The 16,612-nt window shown below is 34.5% G+C and carries 12 protein-coding genes; 9 read left to right on the forward strand and 3 right to left on the reverse strand.

Annotation, left to right across the window (positions count from 1 at the left end; genetic code table 11):
- Positions 1-99: 99 nt before the first annotated feature.
- Positions 100-945 carry an SDR family oxidoreductase gene (locus AC1Q5Z_RS04110; RefSeq protein WP_492443868.1) on the reverse strand — a complete coding sequence of 282 codons (846 nt, stop codon included), beginning with the start codon at positions 943-945 and terminating at the stop codon, positions 100-102.
- Between the two features lie 389 nt (positions 946-1,334).
- On the opposite strand from AC1Q5Z_RS04110, the gene AC1Q5Z_RS04115 reads away from it, so the two are divergent.
- The 5 genes from AC1Q5Z_RS04115 to AC1Q5Z_RS04135 are packed head-to-tail and all read left to right on the forward strand — an operon-like array spanning position 1,335 to position 7,901.
- Entirely contained in the window at positions 1,335-2,555 is a 1,221-nt protein-coding gene (locus AC1Q5Z_RS04115) for a hybrid sensor histidine kinase/response regulator (RefSeq protein ID WP_198856003.1), read from the forward strand.
- A 10-nt stretch (positions 2,556-2,565) separates the two neighbouring features.
- Complete coding sequence (locus AC1Q5Z_RS04120) at positions 2,566-6,129, forward strand: response regulator (RefSeq protein WP_198856002.1); 3,564 nt, start codon at positions 2,566-2,568, stop codon at positions 6,127-6,129.
- Between the two features lie 17 nt (positions 6,130-6,146).
- A complete protein-coding gene (locus tag AC1Q5Z_RS04125) occupies positions 6,147-6,512 on the forward strand; it encodes a response regulator (protein ID WP_343585782.1) in 366 nt (121 codons plus the stop codon).
- 7 nt (positions 6,513-6,519) lie between these two features.
- Positions 6,520-7,332: a CheR family methyltransferase gene (locus AC1Q5Z_RS04130; RefSeq protein WP_343585784.1), complete on the forward strand. Its 813-nt coding sequence runs from the start codon at positions 6,520-6,522 to the stop codon at positions 7,330-7,332.
- Positions 7,311-7,901, forward strand: a complete 591-nt coding sequence (locus tag AC1Q5Z_RS04135) for a chemotaxis protein CheB (RefSeq protein ID WP_492443869.1) — start codon at positions 7,311-7,313, stop codon at positions 7,899-7,901. The genes AC1Q5Z_RS04130 and AC1Q5Z_RS04135 overlap by 22 nt, the downstream gene beginning before the upstream one ends.
- A 6-nt stretch (positions 7,902-7,907) precedes the next feature.
- Here the strand turns inward: AC1Q5Z_RS04135 and AC1Q5Z_RS04140 are convergent, their stop codons facing one another.
- Positions 7,908-8,606, reverse strand: a complete 699-nt coding sequence (locus AC1Q5Z_RS04140; RefSeq protein WP_278021970.1) for a porin family protein — start codon at positions 8,604-8,606, stop codon at positions 7,908-7,910.
- A gap of 75 nt (positions 8,607-8,681) precedes the next feature.
- Positions 8,682-9,803, reverse strand: a complete 1,122-nt coding sequence (locus AC1Q5Z_RS04145) for a hypothetical protein (protein WP_278021969.1) — start codon at positions 9,801-9,803, stop codon at positions 8,682-8,684.
- Between the two features lie 302 nt (positions 9,804-10,105).
- Between AC1Q5Z_RS04145 and AC1Q5Z_RS04150 the strand changes: the two genes are divergently transcribed.
- From AC1Q5Z_RS04150 to AC1Q5Z_RS04165, 4 genes are all read left to right on the forward strand, one after another.
- A complete protein-coding gene (locus AC1Q5Z_RS04150; protein WP_198855996.1) occupies positions 10,106-10,429 on the forward strand; it encodes a DUF6660 family protein in 324 nt (107 codons plus the stop codon).
- Between the two features lie 107 nt (positions 10,430-10,536).
- Positions 10,537-13,656: an efflux RND transporter permease subunit gene (locus AC1Q5Z_RS04155; RefSeq protein WP_343585794.1), complete on the forward strand. Its 3,120-nt coding sequence runs from the start codon at positions 10,537-10,539 to the stop codon at positions 13,654-13,656.
- Between the two features lie 38 nt (positions 13,657-13,694).
- Entirely contained in the window at positions 13,695-14,942 is a 1,248-nt protein-coding gene (locus AC1Q5Z_RS04160) for a TolC family protein (protein ID WP_343585796.1), read from the forward strand.
- Positions 14,943-14,944: 2 nt separating this feature from the next.
- Positions 14,945-16,207 carry an efflux RND transporter periplasmic adaptor subunit gene (locus AC1Q5Z_RS04165; RefSeq protein WP_492443870.1) on the forward strand — a complete coding sequence of 421 codons (1,263 nt, stop codon included), beginning with the start codon at positions 14,945-14,947 and terminating at the stop codon, positions 16,205-16,207.
- Positions 16,208-16,612: the final 405 nt, after the last annotated feature.

Consider the following 16,612-nt stretch of genomic DNA (forward strand, 5'->3'; position numbering starts at 1 on the left):
AGATATTCGTTGGTTTTGTTATCAGACTCATTGCATAGATTACAAAAAGAAAAACTTACAATCTTAGCATCTCAGAATCTTAGTATCTTAGAAACTTTCCTATCCCACCAATTCTCCGCCATTTACATGAATGAACTGCCCAGTAATATAACTGCTATCTTGAGAAGCCAGAAAAACATAAGCAGGCGCAACTTCAGATGGCTGTCCGGCTCGTTCCATCGGATTATTTTTTCCAAATTCAGATAAATTATCAAAACTTGCTACGATTAATGGAGTCCAAATTGGGCCAGGAGCAACACCATTTACACGAATTTTTTTCTTAGCGAGCATACTCGAAAGCGAACGAGTAAAACTCACAATTGCGCCTTTTGTACTGGCATAATCGGCTAAGTGTTCGCTTCCGCGAAAAGCAGTTACAGAAGTCGTATTGATAATAACATCACCTTCTTTTAAAAAAGCAAGAGCAGCTTTAGTAACATAAAAAAAAGGATAAATATTAGTTTCAAAAGTTTTGTGAAGCTGAGCATTTGTAATGTTTTCGAATTCATTTTGCGGAAAATGTACAGCTGCGTTATTTACCAGAATATTAATATTTTTAAAAGTCGTGTAGCATTTTTTTATGGCAGTGCGACAAAATTTTTCATCTTTTAAATCACCACTAATTAAGAGGCACTCTCGGCCTTCTTTTTCAACCATCGCTTTTGTTTCTAGAGCATCTTTGTCTTCTTTTAAGTAGACAATTGCGACATTTGCGCCTTCTCTTGCAAAATGAACCGCAACACTTCGGCCAATACCGCTGTCGCCTCCAGTAATAAAAGCAGTTTTTCCAAGTAATTTTCCGCTTCCAACATAATTCTCTCTTATAATTTCTGGCTCAGGTGTCATCAAGTATTCATTGCCAGGAAGAGTTTGTTTTTGTTCGGGAAATGTCTGTTTCTTTTTCATGATTTCTCTCTTTTTAAGCTTTTATTTACTTTTTAAAATTAGTTCTTAACTAAAATTTTGCTTGTCTTAAAAGAAATTTTGTTTGCTCCAATCAAAATAAAAGGGCAATCCTGTATGAAAATACATTCATTTTGTAAAAATGTTAAAGAATAAGAAATTTCTAATAAGTTAAGAATCATGTAGAATCTCCAAACTGATTAGAAAAGATGGGAATTTTGTAACTATTTACGGTTTAAATAAAAAACCTCCCCGTTATTTTTTTTATACATTTGAGAATTTCTGCACCATTTTTAAGAGGTGCACTTTGCAATTCATTAAAAAAATAAGAAAATATTTATATTTATTTTAAATTCAATTATTTTGATTTACAACCGATTTAGCTTTCCGACATGGTATTAATTGTAGACGATATAAGGGCCAATATTATTGCCCTGAAGAAAACATTAGAACTGCATAATATCGATGTTGATAGTGCCGAATCTGGTGAAGAAGCGCTCAAAAAAATCCTTAAAACAGATTACTGCCTTATTATTATGGATGTTCAAATGCCTGGACTTGATGGCTTTGAGGTAGTAAAAATTCTTTCTGGAAATAAACGCACAAAAGATATACCTGTTATTTTTCTTTCTGCACTTAACACAGAGAAAAAATACATATTTAAAGGTTATGAAACTGGTGCTGTTGAATATATTACCAAACCAGTAGATAGCGATTTACTGATACTGAAAGTAAAAACCTTCATTAAAATCTACGAACAGCAGAACGAACTTAAAGCGATGAAAGATCTGCTTTCTAAAGAAATCAAAATTAGAAAAGAAGCGCAGGACAATCTCGAAATCAAAATTGCAGAAAGAACAAAAGAATTGGTTCAGAAAAATGAAGAATTAGAGCTTCGAAATCACGAATTGCAACAGTTTTCTTGGGTAGTATCGCACGATTTAAACGAACCCATTAGAAAGATTCAAATCTTCATCAAAATAATAAAAGATCTTTATCTAAAAGCAGACGACAAAGCTATCGATTATGTGGATAGGACAATAAAATCGGCAGAAAGAATGCAGACTTTAATTACCGATTTGTTAGCTTATTCTAGACTTTCGGCTCAAGTAAAACCAGAAAGAACCGATTTAAATGTTGTTTTACAAGAGGTATTGGGCGATTTTGATTATTTAATTGAACGCAAAAACGCTACAATTAAAACAAACGAACTTCCAACAGTAGATAGCATTCCGAGTCAAATGCGTCAGGTTTTTCAAAATCTGATAGGAAATGCTTTGAAGTTCTCTGGAAGTGAATATAAACCCGTAATCGAGATTACTTCTGAAACTATTTTAGAAAAATCAATAGATAGCCCGACTTCACCAGATGGCAAATTCTGCAGAATTATGGTAAAAGATAACGGAATTGGTTTTGACGAAATTTATCTTGACCGTATTTTTATTATCTTTCAAAGCTTGAATGACCGCCAAAGTTACGAAGGAACAGGAATTGGACTCGCGATTGCAAAAAAAATAATAGAAAAACATAACGGATTAATCACTGCGAAAAGCAAATTAGGCGAGGGAGCAAGCTTTATTATTGTGCTTCCTTTAAAATACGAATTAAAATAATTAGACATATATGAACGGTAATTTTAAAAGGAATTTATTAATTAGTTCGCTAGTTTCATTGCTTGTACTTACCATTAGCTCGGTTGCTTCGTTTATAAGTATTAAAAGTCTTTTAAACAGCAATTTTTGGGTCAATCATACTCAGGATGTAATTTACAACCTAAATGAAGGTTCCTCAATTCTTACCGAAGCTCAAACAAGCATGAGAGGATATTTGCTTACAGGTGACGAGCAATTTGTTGGCCGTTTTAATGATTCTGAAGCCAAAGCCAATGCTTATTTTGAAAAATTGGATGGTTTAACAGCTGATAATCCTTCGCAAACTAAATTACTAGAAGAATTGCGCGACAAACGTTCAGCTTTCTTTAAATATCTAAACAATCAGATTGTAAAAAAACGATTAAGCAAGCAAATACTGATTTTTGATTTGAATGAGGGCCGAAATATGATGAACGAAATGCGTGCAATCATTAAAAAGGTCGAAAATACAGAACAAAAGCTTTTAGATGAACGCAATTCAAATTCGGAGCGTTATGGCAGATATAGTTTGGCTTTAATTGCGATTGCTTTCTTTATTGCCTTCCTTATTTCTATAGTTTTCCTGATTAGAATTCTGAAAGATTACAATGAAAGAACTTTATTGCAACAAGAATTAATAAAAAAGGATAAAGAAACAGCTGATAGATTGCAAGTAATTGGCGGTATTGCGACACAAATTTCTAAAGGAAATTACGATGTTCAAATCGATGATCGAAAAGCGGATACTTTAGGTGCGCTTGGAGCTTCTATTCATGAAATGAAAAATTCGCTAAAAAATTCGTTCGACTTATTATCTCAAAAAGAATGGCTTCAATCTGGTGTTGCGACTTTAAATGATAAAATGTTGGGAGAAAAAACAATCCAGAAGTTATCTAAAGATGTAATCGAATTTTTGTGCCAATATACCAACAGCAGCGCTGGAGTTTTGTATGTTTTGGACGGAGAAGAAATGACAATTTCTGGTGGATACAGTTATATTCCGAGTAAAAATAGAGAAAGAATTAAGAAAGGTGAAGGCTTAATCGGACAGGCAATTGTTTCGGGAAAAATGCTGGAATTGAAAACACTTTCGCCAGATGATATTCAAATTAATTACGCTTTAGGCGAAATAAAACCAACTCATATTGTAGCGCTTCCGCTTATGGATTTCAAAGTAGAAGGAGCAGTAGAATTGGCAAGTATTTATGGTTTTTCTGTACTGCAATTGGAATTTTTAAACATTGTAGCCAATAATATTGGAATTGCCCTGAAAGCGACTCAAAATCGTAAACGTGTCTTAGAATTGTTGGAAGAAACCAAATCGCAAGCAGAAGAATTACAAATTCAGCACAGCGAATTGGAAGCTATAAATGCAGAATTGGAAGCACAAACTGAAAAACTGCAAGCATCAGAAGAAGAACTTCGCGTACAGCAGGAAGAATTGGAGCAAACAAATGAAGAGCTATCAGAAAGAAGTGTTTTATTAGAAGAAAAAAATACAGAAATTCAGAAGAAATCAGAGGCTTTAGAATTAACAACTCGCTACAAATCAGAGTTTTTAGCTAATATGTCGCATGAGTTGAGAACGCCTTTAAACTCGATTTTATTATTGAGCCGTTTGCTTTCTGAAAACAACAATAAAACAATGAACAATGAAGAAATTGAATTTGCAAAAGTAATTCAGAGTTCAGGAAACAGTTTATTAGGATTAATCGATGAAATTCTGGATTTATCTAAAATTGAAGCTGGTAAAATGGATTTAGAGTTCTTAGATGTTTCGACAAAAGAGATTACAGACACGCTTTATAATTTGTTTTATCTGGTAGCAAAAGAGAAAAATATCAACTTTGAAATTATTGCCAAAGAAGCACCAATTGTTATCAAAACCGATAAAATGCGTTTGGAGCAAATTCTAAAAAACTTGATCTCAAATGCGATTAAATTTACAGAAAAAGGAACTGTATCTCTTGAAATTAAGGTTGATACAGACGACGATAAAATAATCTGCTTTATTGTAAAAGATACCGGAATTGGAATTCCGTTAGAAAAACAGCCATTAATTTTTGAAGCTTTCCAGCAAGCTGATGGTTCTACAAAACGCAAATACGGAGGAACAGGTTTAGGATTGTCAATTAGCCGTGAACTAGCTAAATTATTGAGAGGAGAAATCATCCTGCACAGCAAAGTAAACGAAGGAAGTACGTTTACGTTATGTCTGCCTGTATTAGGATTTGCAATCAATAAAGTGTCAGTAAATAAAATTCCAGAGGCAGAAGAAATTGAAGTTCAATCTGAAAATGAAGAACAAAAACCAAGATACATTAGCGATGTTGTGCCAGCAGAAATTGAAGACGACAGAAATTCTATTGTAGAAGGCGACAAAGTAATTTTGATTGTAGAAGATGATATTAATTTTGCTAAATCATTATTAGCTTTTACACAGAAAAAAGGTTACAAAGGCGTTGTTGCTGTAAGAGGAGATTATGCTTTAAATTTTGCCTTAATCTATAGACCAATTGGTATTTTATTAGATATCGAATTGCCAATTAAAAGCGGTTGGGAAGTTTTGGAAGAATTGAAGAATAATTCGCACACTAAACATATTTCGGTGCACATTATGTCATCGCATAAATTGAAGCAAGAAAGCTTGCTAAAAGGAGCTGTAGATTTCTTAGATAAACCAGTTGCGTTTGACAAGATTCCGGAAGTTTTTATGCGAATTGAGCACATCATCAATAAAGAATCTCAGAAGGTTTTAATTATTGAAGATAATCCGAAACACGCAAAAGCTTTGGCTTATTTCTTAGAAACGTATAATATCAATTCGGAAATTAAGAGTGAAGTTTCGGCAGGTTTATCGGCTTTAGGAAAAGAAGAGGTAGATTGCGTAATTCTTGATATGGGAATCCCAGATAAACAAGCCTACGAAATTCTAGATGGAGTTAAGAAAAGTCCAGGATTAGAAAATCTTCCTGTAATTGTCTTTACAGGAAAAAGTTTGTCTATAAAGGAAGAACTGAAAATTAGAAAATATGCCGATTCTATTATTGTAAAAACGGCCCATTCATACCAAAGAATGCTAGATGAGGTTTCGCTTTTCCTTCACTTAGTAGAAGAAAAGAAAGAAGGTACAGCAAAGGAAAACCACAAAAAGCTGAATTCGCTAAATAATATTTTGTTTGAGAAAAAAGTATTAATTGTAGACGATGATGTACGAAATATATATTCGCTTTCAAAAGCCTTAGAAGCCTTTAAAATGAATGTAATTACAGCTTTTGATGGAAAAGAGGCTATTAAAATTTTAGATGAAAACCCAGATACAGATGTGGTGTTGCTAGATATGATGATGCCTAATATGGATGGCTACGAAACAGCAGAAAAGATAAGAAGTAACCCGAAATTCCTTAACTTAGCTGTAATAGCTGTAACGGCAAAAGCAATGACTGGAGACAGAGAAAAATGTATTAAAGCTGGTGCTTCAGATTATATTACAAAACCTGTCGATGTAGACCAGCTTTTATCGTTATTGCGAGTGTGGCTTTATGATAAAATCTAATCTTTAAAATGCTGTAAATGGGAAAGAAACGTGTTTTGATCGTAGATGATGATTCGAGGAATATTTTTGCTTTAGTAAACACTTTAAAAGCAAAATCGTATGATTGTTTATCTTGCTTAAGCGCCGAAGAGGCTCTAAAAATACTAAAAGAAGACTCGTCTATAGATGCAGTTTTAATCGATATGATGATGCCAGAAATGGATGGTTATGAGGCAATTCCGCTTATAAAAGAAATTCCGTCGCAAGAATCTACCTTAATAATTGCCGTTACAGCACAGGCAATGGCAGGAGACAGAGAAAAATGTTTACAAGCTGGAGCAGACGCCTACATCTCTAAACCAGTAGATGTTGATAAATTACTTCAGATTTTGGAAGAAATCTAAATGAATTATGATTGAAGATATTGAATTAGAAACTCTTATAAATGATGTTTACGAATATTATGGTTTTGATTTTGGAAGTTATTCGAGAGCTTCACTTAAACGACGAGTAAGTCGGGTTTTTTATTTAGATGGATTTAAACATTTTCATGAGTTTTTATCTAAAATCCGCACAGATCCAGAATATTACAAAAGAATGATAGACGAAATCACGGTTAATGTAACCGAGATGTTTCGTGATCCATCATTTTATCTAACATTAAGAAAAGAAGTCCTACCACTTTTAGGCCCCAAGCCTTTTATTCGTATTTGGCATGCAGGCTGTTCTACGGGAGAAGAAGTATATTCTATGGCAATTATGTTGAAAGAAGAAGGCTTGCTTCATAAATCAATATTATATGCTACAGATATAAATGCATCTGTGCTAGAAACAGCCAAAAGCGGTATTTTTCCGTTACGAATGATAAAAGATTACGCAGACAATTATCGCGATGCAGGTGGACAACAGGATTTTTCAGATTATTACATTGCCAATTATGGTTTTGCAAAGTTTAACGAGAGTCTTTCTGAGAAAATGGTTTTCTCACAGCATAACTTAGTCTCAGACAATTCGTTTAATGAGTTTGACCTTATTTTGTGCCGTAATGTTTTAATTTATTTTGATAATAATCTGCAAAAGAGAGTTGTAAATCTATTTGATGATAGCTTGGCTGTTCTAGGATTTTTGGCACTCGGAACAAAAGAAACGATAAAATATTCTATATCTCAAACCAAATATAAACAATTTGCTAAAGAGAAAATATGGAGAAAAGTAAGAGAATAACAAATTGTAAAGTAATTATAATTGGAGGTTCGGCAGGAAGCTTACAGGCATTATTGCAAATTTTGCCTTTTATAGAAAAGCCTACTTCTTTTGCCATTGTAATAGTAGTTCATAGAAAAAATTCAGATGAACAAACCTTAGAAGATTTAATTGCCTTAAAATCGCAAATAATAGTAAAAGAAGTAGAAGACAAGGTAAAACTAGAACCAGGATTTATCTATATCGCGCCGTCCAATTATCATTTATTATTTGAAAGAAACGAAACACTGTCTTTAGACACTTCAGAAAAAATAAACTACAGCAGACCAAGTATTGACGTCTCATTTGAGTCTGCAGCAGAAATATATGGCAATCATTTGATCGGAATTTTACTTTCGGGTTCCAATTCTGATGGAACAATCGGATTGAGGGCTATTCAGGCATTTGGCGGAATAAGCGTTGTCCAGAATCCGCTTTCTGCAGACATGCCTTTTATGCCCAATAATGCCATTTTGCATACAGTACCTGATTTTGTTTTAAGCACCGATGAGATTCTTGAATTTATAAAAGAAATCAATCAGGAAGAATAAAAGATATTATTTTTCATCTTCTGGCAGAACCACTTTGTTAAGTTCAGCTTCTTTTTCAGCTCTTTTTTGTGCAGCTTTTCCTTTTCCGATAGGTAGTCCTGCTGTAACATACAAAGATCTGTTATATTGATTGTTTGGTCCATCTCCTTTCATTACAGTAACAAGCCCGTAATAATATTGAACTGTTAGATTTAAGCCATGTCCAACATTCAAATGATAACCGGCGCCAAATGCAAGTCCAGCATCAATAACATGAATTTGATCACGAATGTTCTTTTTGTAGACCACATCGTCGCTGTTAATTTCATTTTTAAACTCATCAAATGCTTTGGCTAATAATCCAAATTGTGGACCCGCTTTAAGGTAGATATTATTCTTAAATTGATATTTAATTAATATAGGAACATTAAAATAACGTATCTCGCGATTAACGTGTCCACCTGCAAAAGTATTGTCCAAATTTTCATCGTTTAAAGAATATACTGGAATATCTTTGGCTCCCATAGGCGATTTTACAATTACTCCTGTATTGATCATCCACGCTGGATTTTTTCTAGATCTTAAATCAAAATAAAAACCAAGATTGAAACCTGGATTTAAGGCGGAAGATCCCATATTTGAAATGGTAGAAAAATTAGCGCCACCTTCAAGACCAAACTCTAAAAACTGCGAATTGAGTTTATCTCCAAATATTAAGGAAATCAAGACTTGGGATTGTGCTGTGCTAATACAAAAAAAAGTGACAAAGATTAGAAAACCTTTTTTCATATGATTTCTGAATTAAAGTCCAAAACGATACTGAAGACTGCCCAGAACTTGTGTACGTGAGCCTAAGAAACCGCATTCTGCACGAAACATAATATGTCTGCTGAATTGATACTGCGATCCAACAATAAAGTTCCACATGTCTTTAGGCCTTTTTTGAAGAGAATATTGAACAGACGAGCTTTCGGCCGTACTCAATGCTCCATCCAGAGTTGCAAGAATTGTCCCTGCTCTGTCTAAAGCTCTGTCTGCCGTGTTGTGCTTGGCAATATTGACTGGATTTTTTTGTTCAGCTGGAGTCAAGCCATCCCACCAGTTATCTACTTTTGTTTGGTTTTCGGATACTTTTTGAAGACCGCTATCCACTTTAGCCTGCGCACCGGTAAGATCAATAAAATTAGACAATGGCAAATTTCCATTAGTGTCTCCAGAAATGTGTACTCTAAAACCTCCGACCCAAACTGCTATATTTGTATCTGGTTTATTGAATTTAAAAGTCTTACCAAATCGTGGACCGAAGATATATGAGAAAGCAGGTTTATCAAGCGAACTTATGTCGGTCCAAGCCATATTCATATCAAGTGCAAACCAGCCTCCGCCAATACCAATTGTGGGAGTCATACCAATACCGAAAGTTGTAGCATTAAAGTTTGCTTTTGTAGTAAAATGAGCAACTTCTGACCAGTTATTATCAGCATCCGGAACGTAAATTCCGGCATTGATGTTTGTTGAAGTATTGGCTTTTCCAAAGATGCCATAGATATTTAAAAAAGGAAGTAGCCATATATCTGGACGAATAGTAAGCGCTCCAGCTTCAACATAAGATTTGTCAAAACGAACGATCTCATCCAAATTATACTGAGGCCCATTATTAAAACCAACATTTAAATTATTGATAATTATATCAGAGGTTTGCCAAAAATAATTTACAGATACTCCAGCGGAGTAAGGAAGTTTATAGCCTTTTTGGGCTACTTTTTCGCCCCAGATAGGAAGAGCGTAGGGGTATTTTTCTACTTTAAGACTGTCTTTTAAATCTTCATTTTTTTTTCCAACAATTTTGTCGGTATAAACTTGTCCAAAAATCTGTATGCTGAAAAATAATAAAGAGGCTGATATTAGTGTCTTACATTTCATTGATTAGAGTATTAAAAATTAATTAAACTGCGAAAAATAAATTGTACTAATGTTTGTAAAGAAATCTCTGCTTATTTTTTTTGGCGTATAGAAAAAGTGTTTTTAAAGGTTAAAATGAGGGACTTAAAGAATTGTTAATTATTGTTAAAGTTAACGAAATTTTCTTACCTCCAACAAAGTTTTTAAAGAAAATAAAAAATCTATTGAAATAATTGTCAGGTCATTAACTAGTATTTTATTTTTACTATCATCAATTTTAATTAACTGAAAAAAAAATAAAAATAAATTGTACTTTTACAGCTGTGAAATGGATAACAATCATATTATCAATTTACCTAATGGCATTATCTAATATGCCATGCGCGGATATGGAAGTAAACAGTGCCATGCATAAAACAGCTCAGTTTACTTCAGAAGATAATCATTCGCATGATAAAGCAAATGATTTATGTTCTCCATTTTGTGTCTGTAACTGTTGCGGTGCACAGGTTTTAAGTTACCATTCTGCTGTAACTTTTGAATTCCCTAAAACTTACAATCAAATTTCAATAGCTTTACCAAGTTATAATTCTGTTTTTATTTCCAATTTCTACGGAAGTATTTGGCAACCCCCTCAAATAGCATAATGATTATGCCTGGTCGATGAAAATCGAAACGGGCGAGAGAGTTGTGGATTTTCCACACGTTTACAGGCAATTTAATTGTCTAATTTCTCACGTCATTATATATTCAAATGTTAGATAAAATCATACAGTTTAGTATACGAAACAAATTCGTAATACTATTATTTACCCTTGCACTAATTGCTTGGGGAAGCTATTCGCTTAAAAAATTACCATTGGATGCATTACCAGATGTAACCAACAATCAAGTTCAGATTATTACAACGGCGCCAACATTGGCAAGCCAGGAAGTCGAACAATTAATTACGTATCCTTTAGAAAGAGCTGTAAAAACAGTTCCAGATGTGATAGAACTTCGCAGTATTTCCCGTTTTGGATTATCAGTTGTAACTGTTGTTTTTGAGGACGATGTCGATATTTACTGGGCTCGCGAGCAAATTTTCCAGCGTCTAAAACAAGCCGAAGAAAACATTCCAGATTATGTAAATTCTCCCGAATTAGCACCAATTTCTACAGGTTTAGGAGAGATTTATCAATACGATGTCTACGCTAAAAAAGGTTACGAAAACAAATACAGCGCTGTAGAACTGCGTACCATTCAAGATTGGATTATTATTCCGCAATTGCAAGGAATTAAAGGTGTCGCCGAAGTAAGTACTTGGGGCGGAAAACTAAAACAATTCGAAATAGCCGTAAATCCCAATATGCTCAATAGTTTGGGGGTAACAATTACCGAAATTTTTGATGCTTTAGAAAAAAACAATCAAAATACAGGCGGCGCTTATATCGAAAAAGATCAATACACTTATTTTATTCGCGGTGTCGGAATGGCAAAAGGCGTAAAAGACCTTGAAAATGTCGTCGTAAAAAACCGAAATGGTTCGCCAGTTTTGGTTCGAAATGTTGCGCAAGTTCGTGAAGGCGTTGCGTTGCGTTATGGAGCATCAACAAAAGACGGGAAAGGAGAAATCGTTTCGGGAATGGTTTTGATGTTAAAAGGAGAGAACTCTAGCGCTGTTGTAAATCGTGTTCACGAAAAAATGGAGCAAATAAATAAAAGTCTTCCCGAGGGAGTTGTTGCCGAAGCTTTTATTGATAGAGGAAAACTCGTAGATAATTCTATAAAAACCGTTGCTAAGAATTTATTAGAAGGAGCATTAATCGTGATTTTTGTTTTGATTTTATTCTTAGGAAATCTTCGTGCAGGATTAATCGTTGCTTCGGTTATTCCGTTAGCAATGTTGTTTGCTGTGATTCTCATGAATGCCTTTGGCGTAAGCGGAAATTTAATGAGTCTTGGTGCCATAGATTTCGGAATTATTGTCGACGGAGCCGTCATTATCGTCGAGGCAACGATGCACCATCTGCAGAAATTCAAAAACAAAAAAGAACTAACGCAGGAAGAAATGGACGAAGAAGTCTATAATTCGGCTTCAAAAATTAGAAATAGTGCCGCTTTTGGTGAAATTATCATTCTTATAGTTTATTTGCCAATCTTAGCTTTAATTGGAACCGAAGGAAAAATGTTTAAACCAATGGCGATGACGGTTGGTTTTGCGATTATTGGAGCTTTTATCCTTTCGCTGACTTATATTCCGATGATGAGTGCTTTGTTTCTTTCCAAAAAGACAGAACACAAAGAAAACTTCAGCGACCGAATGATTGCTTGGTTAGAAAGCCGTTATACGCCGTTATTAAAAAAAGCTCTAGAATTTAAAAAAGTGGTGCTTTCTATTGCCGTTGCATTATTTGCTTTAGCGTTTATCATTTTTCAAAATATGGGAGGTGAATTTATTCCAACAATCGAAGAAGGCGATTTAGCAATCAATGCTACAATTATGACAGGAAGTTCACTCACACAAATGGTTGAAACGACTACTAAATACGAACAGATTCTAAAAGCCAAATTCCCAGAAATCAAAACCATCGTAACCAAAATAGGAAGCGGTGAGATCCCAACTGATCCAATGCCAATTGAAAGCGGCGATTTGATTATTGTTCTAAAAGACAAAAAAGAATGGAAAGGTAAATACCACAATTGGGAAGAATTGGCAAACGCCATGAAAAAGGAAATGGAAATTATTCCAGGAGCAAATATCGAAATCTCTCAGCCAATTCAGATGCGTTTTAACGAATTAATGACAGGAAGTCGATCTGATATTGCAATCAAGATTTTTGGTGATGATTTGGAAATTCTAGACGCCAAGGCAACAGAATTAATATCGAAAATAAAAGGAATTGAAGGAATAGGAGATTTAAAAGCCGATAAAGTTACAGGACTGCCACAAATTACAATTAAATACGATTATGATAAAATCGCTCTTTACGGATTGAATATTTCAGACATCAATCAAATCATTCGTTCGTCTTTTGCAGGAGAAGTTGCAGGAAAGATTTATGACGAAAGCAAAAGATTTGATGTTGTCGTAAGAATGGATGAAAACAATCGTGGCGATATTACCGATGTGAGCAATTTGTTTATTCCGCTTCCGAGTGGACAACAAGTTCCTTTATCACAAGTTGCTTCAGTTGAATACGAGCAAGGCCCTGTACAGGTTATCCGCGAAGACGGAAAACGAAGAATTACAGTTGGATTAAACGTTCGTGGAAGAGATATTAAAAGTGTTGTGGAAGAAATTCAGGCGAAACTAGATAAAAGTTTCAAACTTCCTGCGGGTTATTATGTGACTTATGGTGGACAGTTTGAAAATCTAATTGAAGCTTCAAAAAGACTTTCTGTCGCTTTACCCATTGCTTTGGGACTAATTTTAGTCTTGCTGTATTTTACTTTTAAAAGTGTAAAACAAGCGTTATTAATTTTTACGGCGATTCCATTATCAGCTATCGGAGGTGTTTTTGCGCTTTCACTGAGAGGAATGCCGTTTAGTATTTCGGCAGGAATTGGTTTTATTGCTTTATTTGGAATCGCAGTTTTAAATGGAATTGTACTGATTTCCTATTTCAATCAATTAAAATCTGAAGGTATTTCGGATGCATTTCAACGAATTATTATTGGCACTAAAACGCGTTTGCGTCCTGTTTTAATGACTGCAGCTGTAGCTTCATTAGGATTCATGCCAATGGCATTATCAACAAGTGGCGGAGCAGAGGTGCAAAAACCTTTGGCAACCGTAGTAATCGGCGGATTAATCTCAGCAACTTTATTAACCTTAATTGTTTTACCGATTTTGTATTTATTGTTGGAGAGATTTAACCGCAAAGAGCGCTAAGGTTTACGCAAAGGACACAAAGAAAAATTTAAAAGAAAATGAAAAAGTTACTATATAATTTAAGAAAAATAACCGTTGCGAACTTCGCGCTCCCTTTGCGAACTTTGCGGTTAAGCGCGTTCCTATTAGCAAGTACGGCAACATTTGCACAGCAATCTATAAGCCTTGAAAAAGCAATAGAATTGGCAAAATCAAACAACATCGATTTAAAAATTGCCGATAAAGAAATCGAAAAACAAACTGTTCTTAAAAAAGCAGCTTTTCAGCCAGATCCGCTTCAAGTGCAGTATCAAGGCGGTCAGTTCAATAGTGCAGATTACGATCATAACGTTTCTGTGCAACAGTTTTTTCCGTTAGGGAATATTACAAAAGCCAACAGGCAATTGCAGGAAGAACTGGCAAAATTGGCCGAAAAAAGAAAAGCGTTGTCTTCTTATGAAATTGAAAAAGCGGTGACATTGGCATATTATCAATATTTGTATGGCATTTCGATTCAGAAACTCAATTCAGAATTGAATGATATTTATACCAAATTTCTAAAAAATGCCGAACTGCGTTTTAAAACAGGAGAAAGTGGAAATATAGAAGTCATTAGTGCTAAAGCTAAAGTAAAAGAAATTGAAACTCAGAAAGCGCAATTAGAATATGATTTAGCAATTTATCAGAAGCAATTGCAATTTTTCATTCAGACAGATGAAAATATTGTCCCAGACCAGAATACGGCTTTGCAATACACTTTTATAGAAAACCAGCAAAACACAACAGCTGAAGCTTTAATGACCGATTTTTATCAGCAGCAAATATCAGTCTATCAAAAAGAAGCTGGAACATTTAAAGCTTTGCGTACGCCAAAAGTAGGTTTAGGCTATTTTGCTCAGACAATAAATACAGAATCTTTGTTTCAAGGTTTTACAGCAGGATTGCAAATTCCGTTGTTTGGAGGAGTTAATACAACCAAAGCAAAAGCGGCTGAAATCAGTATTTCGCAGTCACAATTGGCTTTAGACAAAAACAAAATGATGCTGAATCTGCAAAGAGAAGAATTGAAAAACAACTTTGAAAAACAGCAGAAGAATTTAGCCTATTTCCAAAATGAAGGGTCGCAATACGCCAATCAAATTATTGAAACTGCCCAAAAAAGTTATGCCAATGGAGACATGAGTTATTGGTCGTATATCAGTTTTTTAAATCAGGCAATTGATATTAAAAAACAATTTGCAGAGGCAACGCACAGCTATAATCAAAGTGCTATCGAACTTCAATTTCCAACTATCAAAAACAATTAATTATGAAAAATATACTTATGAATTTAACCGCAAAGAACGCTAAGATTATGCAAAGAGCACAAAGTTTAGTTTTCTTGTGTACTTTGCGCTTTGTCTTTGCGTGCTTTGCGGTTACCTTAACAGCATGCAATGAAAAAAAGGTAGAAGAAACTTCTGAAGAAGAAAAATCTACTACAGAAGTTGCTTTAACCGCTTCTCAATACAAAACAGTAGGAATTGAAACAGGAATTGTAGAAGACAGAAATCTGAATAAAATCATCAAGGCGAATGGTTATACAACTGTTCCTCCACAAAATTCTGCTGAGGTTTCGACTTTGATTGGAGGAACTGTAAAAGACATTTTTGTTTTGGAGGGAACATTCGTAAACAAAGGAAAAGTTTTGGCAACCATTCAAAATCTGGAAGTTATAGGAATGCAGGAAGATTACCAATCGGCGGTGGCGAATGTCGAATATCTGCAGTTAGAATACAATCGTCAGAAAACGTTGAGTGACGAAAATGTGAATCCGAGAAAGACTTTTCAGGAAGTAAAAGCCAAATTAGCGGCCGAAAAAGCTCGCGCGCAGGCAGCAAAAAATAGACTTGATGCTTTGCATGTTAATATAAAAGGATCTACACCAGTTGTACCAATTCTTTCGCCAATAAACGGTTTTGTTGGAAAAATCAATATTGCGAAAGGCGCTTTTGCAAATACAGGAGTTTCGCTTTTTGAAGTCGTTGATAACAGTCAGATGCATTTGGATTTGAATGTTTATGAGAAAGATTTAGGTTCGATTTCGATTGGTCAAGTAATTGATTTTGTGTTAACAAATCAATCCAATAAATCAATTAAAGGAAAGATTTTCGGAATCAATAAATCTTTTTCTAACGAAAGTAAAACGGTTGCCGTACACGCCAAAATTGATCCTGCTGATGCGAAAGGATTGATTCCAGGAATGTACGTTTCTGCAAATATTAATATTGTAAATGCAACAGTTCCAGCATTACCAAAAGATGCCGTCGTGAGAAATGCTGATAAATACTTTGTTTTTATTCAAGAAGATGGTAAGGCCGCAGAAAAACACGAGCATAAAGAGGGGGAAAAAGAAGAAGCTCATGAAGAAGAAGTGCATTTTAAAGCTGTTGAGGTTATTCCAGGAACAACCGATTTAGGTTTTACAGAAGTTAAGTTTGTAAATGATATTCCAGCCAACGCTAAGATTGTGACCAAAGGTGCATTTTATCTACTTTCGGCAATGAAGGGCGGAGGAGAGCATTCGCATTAAGAAATGGTTTTGCAGCGAAGGTACTAATACACAAAGTTTTTTAAGCAGATTAAGATATTAATTTGAGTTGCCTCCAGCTTTAGCTGGAGGCAACAAAAAACAATAAGAAAAGGCTTTAGCCAAACTTGCGAATTTTGGCTAAAGCCTACAAATTAAAATTTATTCAACCTCCAGCTAAAGCTGGAGGTAATTGAAGAATAAATTTTGCCACAGATTAAAAAGATTAACATGATTTTTATTTTGCACAGATTTAGTAGATTTTTTTTAAATCTTATTAATCCTTTTAATCTGTGGCAAAAAAAACTATGCGTCTTTGCGTCTTTGCGAGATTAATTCGCCACAGTTAAATAAAAACTTAGTGCCTCTGCGGCAATAAACTTTAATACAAAATGCTTAAATTTAGGA

The sequence above is a fragment of the Flavobacterium sp. GW823-FHT06G12 genome (genome assembly GCF_058794775.1).

What these genes read in the sequence shown, in the direction of transcription:
- AC1Q5Z_RS04110 (WP_492443868.1), bottom strand. Translation starts at nt 945, where the DNA reads ATGAAAAAGAAACAGACATTTCCCGAACAAAAACAAACTCTTCCTGGC.
- AC1Q5Z_RS04115 (WP_198856003.1), top strand. Translation starts at nt 1,335, where the DNA reads ATGGTATTAATTGTAGACGATATAAGGGCCAATATTATTGCCCTGAAG.
- AC1Q5Z_RS04120 (WP_198856002.1), top strand. Translation starts at nt 2,566, where the DNA reads ATGAACGGTAATTTTAAAAGGAATTTATTAATTAGTTCGCTAGTTTCA.
- AC1Q5Z_RS04125 (WP_343585782.1), top strand. Translation starts at nt 6,147, where the DNA reads ATGGGAAAGAAACGTGTTTTGATCGTAGATGATGATTCGAGGAATATT.
- AC1Q5Z_RS04130 (WP_343585784.1), top strand. Translation starts at nt 6,520, where the DNA reads ATGATTGAAGATATTGAATTAGAAACTCTTATAAATGATGTTTACGAA.
- AC1Q5Z_RS04135 (WP_492443869.1), top strand. Translation starts at nt 7,311, where the DNA reads ATGGAGAAAAGTAAGAGAATAACAAATTGTAAAGTAATTATAATTGGA.
- AC1Q5Z_RS04145 (WP_278021969.1), bottom strand. Translation starts at nt 9,803, where the DNA reads ATGAAATGTAAGACACTAATATCAGCCTCTTTATTATTTTTCAGCATA.
- AC1Q5Z_RS04155 (WP_343585794.1), top strand. Translation starts at nt 10,537, where the DNA reads ATGTTAGATAAAATCATACAGTTTAGTATACGAAACAAATTCGTAATA.
- AC1Q5Z_RS04160 (WP_343585796.1), top strand. Translation starts at nt 13,695, where the DNA reads ATGAAAAAGTTACTATATAATTTAAGAAAAATAACCGTTGCGAACTTC.
- AC1Q5Z_RS04165 (WP_492443870.1), top strand. Translation starts at nt 14,945, where the DNA reads ATGAAAAATATACTTATGAATTTAACCGCAAAGAACGCTAAGATTATG.